Consider the following 9,054-nt stretch of genomic DNA (forward strand, 5'->3'; position numbering starts at 1 on the left):
GTCGTCCATAGTGCGCTCGATTCTACAGAAGCCCGCCATGCCCGCGCCGGTGCTACCAGCTGACCGGCAGGGCCTTGCCCTCTTCGTATCCGGCCGCGGACTGCAGGCCGACCAGGGCGCGCTCGTGGAACTCGGGGACGGTCGCGGCGCCGGCGTACGTGAACGACGACCGCACACCGGAGGTGATCATGTCGAGCAGATCCTCCACCCCCGGCCGCAGCGGATCGAGGTAGATCTTCGACGAGGAGATGCCCTCGGCGAAGAGCTCCTTGCGAGCACGCTCGTACGCGTCGAGCCGCTCGAACCGGGCCTGAACGGCCTTGGTCGACGCCATGCCCCACGACTCCTTGAACAGCCGCCCCTCGGCGTCGCGCTGCAGCTCCCCCGGTGCCTCGATCGTGCCGGCGAACCACGAGCCGATCATGACGGAGGCCGCACCGGCCGCGAGCGCCAGGGCGACGTCGCGCGGATAGCGCACACCCCCGTCCGCCCACACGTGCGCCCCGGCCGCGCGGGCGGCCTCCGCGGTCTCCAGCACGGCGGAGAACTGCGGGCGACCCACGGCGGTCATCATGCGCGTCGTGCACATCGCGCCGGGACCGACGCCGACCTTGAGGATCGTGGCCCCCGCGTCGACGAGATCGCGCACGCCGTCGGCCGTGACGATGTTGCCCGCGACGATCGGGAGGCCGAGGTCGAGCTCGGAGATCGCGCGGAGGGCGCGGAGCATGCCCTCCTGGTGTCCGTGGGCCGTGTCGACCACCAGCACGTCGACGCCGGCGCCGGCGAGCGCCCGCGCCTTCGCGGCGACGTCGCCGTTGATGCCGACGGCCGCCGCGACCGCGAGCCGTCCGCCGGCGTCCACCGCGGGACGGTACAGCGTCGCCCGCAGGGCGCTGCGGGCGCTCAACGTCCCGACGAGATGACCGTGATGCACCACCGTCACCATGTCGACGTCCGCCTCGGTGATGACGTCGAACGCATGGCGCTCCGAGCCGATGTCGTCGGCGTCGATCGACGGACTGCCGCGATGCACGAGGTCGCCCAGCTGCGCGTCGGGCAGCGCGGTCGCGAGGCGGGTCGCGGGCAGGATCCCGAGGATACGGTCGACACCGATCGGCGCGGGCCCGTGCGCCACCACGATGCCGTGCCCGGCCGTGGCCGGGAGGAGCCGCAGGGCCTCGGCGACCGTGGCGTGAGGCGGCAGCACGATCGGCGTGTCCCACAGCACGGGCTGGCTCTTCACGTCGCGGATCGCAGCGTCGAGCTCCTGCAGCGGCAGGTCCTGCGGCAGCACCCCGAGCGCACCGCGACGGGCCAGCACCGCGGCGAGACGGGGCCCGGTGACCGAGTTCATGTTCGCGGCGACGATCGGCAGGGTCGCCGGGGTGCCGTCGTGCGGGGCGAGATCGACCTGGAGACGACTGGTGACACCGGAGCGGCGCGGCACCAGGAAGACGTCCGAATAGGTCAGATCGACGGTCGGCTGCGCACCTGAGAACTCCATGTCTCCACGGTACCGAGATCGGGACGGCACAGGCGGGTGGCTTCGACGATTACCCGGGTGAAACAGGTTAGGCTTGGTGGTCGAGAGTGTGCGCGCCCGAACGCATTCCTGCGTCGTGCCTCCGCACCGAAGATCTTCAGCGATGAAAGAGGGCGATAGAGCGTGTCGAACCAGGTGACCGGCGTCGGTGGCGACGGGGGGTTCGGAGCCAATTCCTGGCTCGTCGAAGAGCTCTACGAGCAGTTCAAGGAGAACCGCGACTCGGTCGACAAGGAGTGGTGGCCCATCCTGGAGCAGTACCACTCCGAGGCCACCGCGGGCGGTTCGAGCGCCGCGGCGTCCGCACCCGCCGACACGGCATCGCAACCGGCCCACCCGGTCACCGCGCCGATCCCGGTGATCGGTGCCCAGCCCGTCGCCCGCACCACCGCCAAGCCCGCCGCGGCCGCCCCGATCCCCGCGCAGGCCCCCAAGCCCAAGCCGGAGTCGAAGGAGCCCGTCGAGTCCTCCGAGGAGGACAAGGTTACGCCGCTGCGCGGCTTGCCCAAGACGCTCGCGGCCAACATGGACGAGTCGCTCACGGTCCCCACCGCTACCAGCGTGCGCACGGTCCCCGCGAAGCTGATGATCGACAACCGCATCGTCATCAACAACCACATGGCGCGCACGCGCGGCGGCAAGGTCAGCTTCACGCACCTCATCGGCTGGGCGCTCATCCGCACGCTCGACGAGTTCCGCAGCCAGAACGTGTTCTACGCGGAGGTCGACGGCAAGCCCTCCGTCGTCGCCCCCGCGCACGTCAACCTCGGCATCGCGATCGACCTGCCCAAGCCCGACGGCACGCGCGCGCTCATGGTGCCCAGCATCAAGCGCGCCGACACCATGACGTTCACCGAGTACCTGGCCGCCTACGAGGACCTGGTCACGCGCGCCCGCTCCAACAAGCTCACCGCGACGGACTTCCAGGGCACCACGGTGTCGCTCACCAACCCGGGCGGCATCGGCACCGTGCACTCGGTGCCGCGTCTGATGAAGGGCCAGGGCTGCATCATCGGCGCCGGTGCCCTCGAGTACCCGGCCGAGTTCCAGGGCGCGAGCGAGAAGACGCTGAACGAGCTCGCGATCGGCAAGACCATCACGCTCACCAGCACCTACGACCACCGCGTCATCCAGGGCGCCGGGTCCGGCGAGTTCCTGAAGAAGGTGCACGAGCTGCTGATCGGGCAGCGCGGCTTCTACGACGACATCTTCGCGGCGCTGCGCATCCCCTACGCCCCGATCCGCTGGAACCCCGACATCGCGGTCGACCTCGCCGAGCGCGTCGACAAGCAGTCCCGCGTGCAGGAGCTGATCAACTCGTTCCGCGTGCGCGGCCACCTGATGGCCGACATCGACCCGCTCGAGTACGTGCAGCGCTCGCACCCCGACCTGGAGATCGAGAGCCACGGCCTCACGTTCTGGGACCTCGACCGGGAGTTCGTCACGGGCGGCTTCGGCGGTCGTCGCGTCGCGAAGCTGCGCGACATCCTCGGCGTGCTGCGCGACTCCTACTGCCGCACGCTCGGCATCGAGTACATGCACATCCAGGATCCGGAGCAACGGCGCTGGTTCCAGGAGAAGGTCGAGGTCAAGTACCAGAAGCCGGGCCACGACGAGCAGCTGCGGGTGCTCCGCAAGCTGAACGAGGCCGAGGCGTTCGAGACCTTCCTGCAGACGAAGTTCGTCGGCCAGAAGCGGTTCTCGCTCGAGGGCGGCGAGTCGCTCATCCCGCTGCTCGACGAGATCCTCCAGGGCGCGGCGACCGCGGGCCTCGAAGGCGCCGCGATCGGCATGGCGCACCGCGGCCGCCTCAACGTGCTGACCAACATCGCCGGCAAGACCTACGGTCAGGTGTTCCGCGAGTTCGAGGGCACGCAGATGCCGGGCAACCAGCGCGGCTCCGGCGACGTGAAGTACCACCTCGGCACGGAGGGCACGTTCGTCGCCGACGACGGCTCCTCGCTCCCGGTGTACCTCGCCGCCAACCCCTCCCACCTCGAGACGGTCGACGGCGTGCTGGAGGGCATCGTCCGCGCCAAGCAGGACCGCAAGCCGATCGGCACGTTCGCCTGGCTGCCGATCCTGGTGCACGGCGACGCCGCCTTCGCCGGCCAGGGCGTCGTGGTCGAGACGCTGCAGATGTCGCAGCTGCGCGGCTACCGCACGGGCGGCACGATCCACGTCGTGGTCAACAACCAGGTGGGTTTCACCACCACGCCGAGCGACGCCCGCACGTCGGTGTATGCGACCGACGTGGCCAAGACCATCCAGGCGCCCATCTTCCACGTGAACGGCGACGACCCCGAGGCCGTCATCCACGTCGCGCAGCTCGCGTTCGAGTACCGCGAGCGCTTCCACCGTGACGTCGTGATCGACCTGGTCTGCTACCGCCGCCGTGGTCACAACGAGGGCGACGACCCCTCGATGACGCAGCCGCTCATGACCGACCTCATCCAGGCCAAGCGCTCCGTGCGTCGTCTGTACACGGAGTCGCTGGTCGGCCGCGGTGACATCACCGAGGAGGAGTACAACGAGGCGAAGGCGGACTTCCAGAACCGTCTGGAGATCGCGTTCGCCGAGACGCATGCCGCGGAGACCGGCGCCACGCCGATCGCCCCCGAGCTCCCGCCGACCGACGACCAGGTCGGCGCCCCCGAGGTCACCGGCGTGCCCGCGGAGGTCATCCAGCTCATCGGCGACGCGTTCGTGAACAAGCCCGAGGGCTTCACGGTGCACCCGAAGATCCAGCAGTTGCTGGAGAAGCGCCTCGACATGAGCCGCAACGGCAACATCGACTGGGGCTTCGGCGAGCTCCTCGCGTTCGGGTCGCTGCTGGTCGAGGGCACCCCGGTGCGCCTGGCCGGCCAGGACTCGCGCCGTGGCACGTTCGTGCAGCGCCACGCCGCCCTCCACGACCGCGCGAACGGCCAGGAGTGGCTGCCGCTGTCGAACCTGTCGGACGCGCAGGGCCGTTTCTTCGTCTACGACTCGCTGCTCAGCGAGTACGCCGCGCTCGGCTTCGAATACGGCTACTCCGTCGAGGCACCCGAAGCCCTCGTGCTGTGGGAGGCGCAGTTCGGCGACTTCGTGAACGGTGCGCAGTCGGTCATCGACGAGTACATCTCGGCAGCCGAGCAGAAGTGGGGCCAGCAGTCCAGCGTCACGCTCCTGCTCCCCCACGGCTACGAGGGCCAGGGGCCGGACCACTCCTCGGCGCGCATCGAGCGCTTCCTGCAGCTGTGCGCCCAGGAGAACATGATCGTGGCGCGCCCGTCGACCCCGGCGTCGCACTTCCACCTGCTGCGCCGCCAGGCCTATGCCCGTCCGCGCAAGCCGCTGATCGTGTTCACGCCGAAGGCCATGCTGCGCCTGCGCGGTGCCACGAGCCCGGTGGAGGCGTTCACGCAGGGCCGGTTCGAGCCGGTGATCGACGACGACCGCGGTCTCGACCGCTCCGCCGTCAAGCGCGTGCTCGTGCACTCGGGCAAGGTGCACTGGGATCTGCGCGCCGAGCTCGAGAAGAACCCGAACCCCGAGATCGCCCTCGTGCGCTTGGAGCAGCTGTACCCCACGCCGATCGACGAGCTGAAGGCCATCACCGACTCGTACCCGAACGCCGAGCTGGTGTGGGTGCAGGAAGAGCCGGAGAACCAGGGTGCCTGGCCGTTCCTGGCACTGGCGTTCGCCGACGTTCCCGGAGACCGCACGTTCCGGCCGATCTCGCGTCCGGCCTCGGCGTCTCCCGCCACGGGCTCGTCCAAGGTGCACGCCACCGAGCAGGCGACCCTGCTGCGCTCGGCCGTGACCCTCGGCTGATCGTCCGACCGCAACGGGCGCCGCGACCACACGGTCGCGGCGCCCGTTCTCGTTCCGACGACGCGCCGGAGGTCAGGCCGCCGTGACGGGCGCGCCCGTGTGGCGCAGGTCCGAGCTGAGGGCGCGGCGGGCGTGCTCCTTCGCGTCCGGCCCGGCATCCGCGGCGTCGAGCACGAGCAGGGCCGCCCCCAGCACCGGCGGCGCGTCGACGATCTCCAGTCGCGCGGCGGGGGCGTGCTCCGCGAGCCCTGCCCGGATGCCCGACAGCAGCAGAGGGTCCCGGCCGCGCGCGACTCCGCCGCCGAACAGCACCGGAATCTCCACGTCGCGCAGCCCGAGCCGTGTCACGCAGGCGCGAACGAACGCCACGACCTCGTCCGCCTGCCGTCGCACCACGCTCCGCGCCACCTCGTCGCCCGCGGCGGCCGCCTCGAACAGCACCGGGGCGAGCGACGCGAACGACTGCGCCGGGCGGCGTCCGAGGTGCACGTCCTCGATGAGCGCGGCCACTGTGGGGGCGGAGACCGCGGTCAGGAGCAGCTCGACGAGCGCGGTCTGCGGCCCCCGGCCGTCCTCGGCCCGCGCGGCATGCCAGACCACCGCGTCTCCCAGCTCGGCCCCGCCACCCCAGTCGCCGGAGAGCGGGCCCAGGGCGGGGAACCGCACCTGTGCGCCGTCCGCCCGCACGCCGATCGCGTTCATGCCGGTGCCGCAGATCACGGCCACGGCGTCTCGGGCATCGGTTCCGGCCCGAAGGAGCGCATGCAGATCGTTCTCCACGATGGCTCCGGGCGCCCAGGGCAACGGCGCGATCGCCGCGCGGAACGCCTCGATCTCCTCGGCCAGGTCGAGACCGGAGAGGTACAGCCCCACGACGTCGAGGTCGCGCGGGTCGCGGCCATCGAGGGCGCGTCGCACCAGGTCGTCGATGACGCGGACGGACGGGTCCAGTCCGTCGATCTGCGGACTCGACCCGCTCCCACGCTCCCACGCGAGCACCTCGCCCGCGGTGTCGAGCAGCACCACATCGGTCTTGGAGCCGCCACCGTCCACGGCGAGGACGAGTCGCGCACCCTCCTCGCCGGTCATGCCCACTCCAGGTAGCGCGCGTTGGCGGCGAGCAGCAGATCCGTCAGCTTCTCGGCACGATCGTGTTGCAGCACCAGCGGGTGCGCCCGCATGGCCCGCAGCACCCGGTCGCGCCCACCGCCGACAGCGGCGTCCAGCGCGAGTCGCTCGTAGCCTGCGACGGCGGAGATCAGTCCGCTGATGTCGTCGGGCAGCGCCGCCACCGGCTCGGCGATGAACCGGCCGTCACGGTAGCGGGCGGGAACCTCGATCACGTGGTCGTCCGGGAGGAACGGCAGCACCCCGTCGTTGCGCAGGTTCACCACGCGGGGCACCTCCGTGCCCCCGCGGATCGCGATCAGCAGCTCGATGGCCGCCTCAGAGTAGAACGCCCCGCCGCGCTTCTCCAGGATCTCGGGCTTGGTGTCGATCGCGGGGTCGGCGTACAGCCCCAGCAGTTCGTTCTCGATCGCCCGCACCTCGGCCGCTCGCGTCGCGTGGTGGCGCTGTTCCTGCAGCACCTCGTCGTGCGCGTAGTAGTAGCGCAGGTAGTACGAGGGGATCACGCCGAGCTGGGCGAGCAGCGCGGGCGGGAGCTCCACGGTGTCGGCGAGCTCATCGACACGCGTCTCCAGCGCGGCGGGGAGCTGGTCGACCCCGTCGACGTACACGCCGCGCTCCCACGTGAGGTGGTTGAGCCCCACGTGGGCGAGCGCCACCCGGTCGGGTTCGACACCGGCCTCCTGCGCGAACCGCCGCTGGAAGCCGATGGCCACGTTGCACAGTCCGACCGCACGGTGCCCGTTCTGCAGCAGCGCGCGCGTGACGATGCCGACCGGGTTCGTGAAGTCGACGATCCACGCGTCGGGCTTGGCGTGGCGGCGCACCACGTCGGCGATGCGCAGCACGACCGGGACCGTGCGCAGCGCCTTGGCGAGACCGCCAGGGCCCGTCGTCTCCTGTCCGATGCAGTCGACGTCGTGCGGCCAGCTCTCGTCCTGCTCGCGGGCGTCCTGTCCCCCCACGCGCAGTTGGATCAGCACGGCGTCGGCGTCGCTCACCCCGGCGGCGAGGTCGGTGGTCGCGATCAGCCGCGCCGGGTGTCCCCCGCGCACGAGCATGCGGCGGGAGACGCCGCCCACGAGCTCCAGGCGTGCGGGGTCGGTGTCCACCAGCACGAGCTCCTCGATCGGGAGTTCGCGCTGCAGACGGATGAACCCGTCGATCAGTTCGGGCGTGTAGGTGGAACCTCCGCCGACGATGGCGAGTTTCATCTGTTCTCCTTGCTCGGATGGATGCCCGGCGGGCGTCAGTCGGTGGGGATACGGTCTTCGAGGATCGTGCGGATCTGCTCGACGAGAAGCTGCCGCGCCCCGAGCAGCACCGCGCTGTCGCCGGTCGTGCTCAGGCGCACCTCGGGGGTGGGGCGCTCTTCGCCCGTCGCGCGCTCGGCGACGAGTTCGGCGAGCCGCTGCCCGGCCGCGAGGCTCGTGGGTCCGCCGAGCACGATCATGGCGGGGTCGAGCACCACGAGGACGGGCTCGATGGTCAGCGCGATGCGGTCGGCGACCTCGCGGAGTGCGTCCTCGTGCTGCGCGAGCGTGCGGAGGTCTCCGTCGTCCGCAGGCAGCAGGCCGAGGATCACCTGCGAGCCCAGCAGGTCGGTGGTCACGGCTCCGGGTTCGCCGGTCCCGGCCGACACGGTCAGGTAGCCGATCTCACCGGCGCTCCCGTGTGCACCGCGGTGGATGGTGCCGCCCAGGTCGACGCCGACGCCGAGGCCGACACCCACCCAGAGGAAGGCGAAGCTGTCGGTGTCCTGCGCCACACCGACCGCGCGCTCCGCCATCGTGGCCAGGTTGACGTCGTTCTCCAGGGTCACCGCGAGTCCGAGTGCCGTCTCGATGCGGTCTCTGGCGCCCACGGCCGGCCACCCGGGCAACGAGTCGGTGAGCGAGAGCGTGTCCTGCTCCTGGCCCACGGCCGCCTGCACGCCGACGGTCACGGCCTCGATCGTGTCGCGGTCGGCACCAGCGGCGGCGCATGCCGCGTCGATCGCCCGCGCGATGTCGTGCTCGGGCGAGCGCTCCTCACCCGCCAGCGGAACGTCGACGGTCGGATGCTCCCCGCCGGTGGCGTCGACCAGGGTGGCCTGGATGCTGCCGTCGAGCATGCTCACCGCCACGCCGGCGACCTGATCCGTGCGCACACCCCAGCTGACCGCGCTCGGCCCGCGGCTGCCGGCGACCTCGCCGACGGGGACGACGAGCTCGGCGCGTTCGAGGCGCGCGATCATCTGCGTGGCGGTCGGCTTCGACATGCCCGACAGCTCCCCGAGGCGGGTGCGCGTGAGCGGGCCGTGCTCGAGGATCAGTCGCAGCGCCTCTCGGTCGTTTCTGGTGCGCAGCCATGCCGAGGTACCCGGGTCGATCTGTGCCATGGTGTGTTCCTTCCCCGCGACCGGCTCAGCGCATGCCGAGTTCGGTGCGGACTTCGTCGCGGAGGCGGCCGAGGTTGTCGGGTTCGGGGGCGGCGGCGAGGAGGGTCTTGGTGTACTCGTGTTGCGGGTGCAGGATGACCTGGTCCGCGGGTCCTCGTTCGACGACGTCGCCCTTGTAGAGCAC

6 protein-coding genes are annotated in these 9,054 nt (G+C 71.1%); 1 reads left to right on the plus strand and 5 read right to left on the minus strand.

Annotated elements, in window-relative coordinates:
* Nucleotides 1-52: 52 nt before the first annotated feature.
* The gene (locus tag KE274_RS14425) at nucleotides 53-1,507 is read right to left on the minus strand and encodes a GuaB1 family IMP dehydrogenase-related protein (RefSeq protein WP_211544875.1); all 1,455 of its coding nucleotides are present in this window, start codon (nucleotides 1,505-1,507) and stop codon (nucleotides 53-55) included.
* A 162-nt stretch (nucleotides 1,508-1,669) separates the two neighbouring features.
* On the opposite strand from KE274_RS14425, the gene KE274_RS14430 reads away from it, so the two are divergent.
* A complete protein-coding gene (locus tag KE274_RS14430; RefSeq protein WP_211544883.1) occupies nucleotides 1,670-5,362 on the plus strand; it encodes a multifunctional oxoglutarate decarboxylase/oxoglutarate dehydrogenase thiamine pyrophosphate-binding subunit/dihydrolipoyllysine-residue succinyltransferase subunit in 3,693 nt (1,230 codons plus the stop codon).
* Between the two features lie 72 nt (nucleotides 5,363-5,434).
* On the opposite strand, the gene KE274_RS14435 is transcribed toward KE274_RS14430, so the two are convergent.
* Genes KE274_RS14435 through KE274_RS14450 form a run of 4 tightly spaced genes read right to left on the minus strand, consistent with a single transcriptional unit; the run spans nucleotide 5,435 to nucleotide 9,054 of the window.
* Nucleotides 5,435-6,451 carry an N-acetylglucosamine kinase gene (locus KE274_RS14435; RefSeq protein WP_211544884.1) on the minus strand — a complete coding sequence of 339 codons (1,017 nt, stop codon included), beginning with the start codon at nucleotides 6,449-6,451 and terminating at the stop codon, nucleotides 5,435-5,437.
* Nucleotides 6,448-7,704 carry a 6-phospho-beta-glucosidase gene (locus KE274_RS14440; RefSeq protein WP_211544886.1) on the minus strand — a complete coding sequence of 419 codons (1,257 nt, stop codon included), beginning with the start codon at nucleotides 7,702-7,704 and terminating at the stop codon, nucleotides 6,448-6,450. The genes KE274_RS14435 and KE274_RS14440 overlap by 4 nt, the downstream gene beginning before the upstream one ends.
* Nucleotides 7,705-7,739: 35 nt before the next feature.
* Nucleotides 7,740-8,870: an ROK family transcriptional regulator gene (locus KE274_RS14445; protein WP_211544887.1), complete on the minus strand. Its 1,131-nt coding sequence runs from the start codon at nucleotides 8,868-8,870 to the stop codon at nucleotides 7,740-7,742.
* 25 nt (nucleotides 8,871-8,895) lie between these two features.
* On the minus strand, nucleotides 8,896-9,054 hold the full coding sequence (locus tag KE274_RS14450) for an ABC transporter ATP-binding protein (protein ID WP_439957716.1): 159 nt from the start codon (nucleotides 9,052-9,054) through the stop codon (nucleotides 8,896-8,898).

The sequence above is a fragment of the Microbacterium paraoxydans genome, from assembly GCF_018224615.1.
Classification (GTDB): domain Bacteria; phylum Actinomycetota; class Actinomycetes; order Actinomycetales; family Microbacteriaceae; genus Microbacterium; species Microbacterium paraoxydans_B.

What these genes read in the sequence shown, in the direction of transcription:
- KE274_RS14435 (WP_211544884.1), bottom strand. Translation starts at nt 6,451, where the DNA reads ATGACCGGCGAGGAGGGTGCGCGACTCGTCCTCGCCGTGGACGGTGGC.
- KE274_RS14440 (WP_211544886.1), bottom strand. Translation starts at nt 7,704, where the DNA reads ATGAAACTCGCCATCGTCGGCGGAGGTTCCACCTACACGCCCGAACTG.
- KE274_RS14425 (WP_211544875.1), bottom strand. Translation starts at nt 1,507, where the DNA reads ATGGAGTTCTCAGGTGCGCAGCCGACCGTCGATCTGACCTATTCGGAC.
- KE274_RS14445 (WP_211544887.1), bottom strand. Translation starts at nt 8,870, where the DNA reads ATGGCACAGATCGACCCGGGTACCTCGGCATGGCTGCGCACCAGAAAC.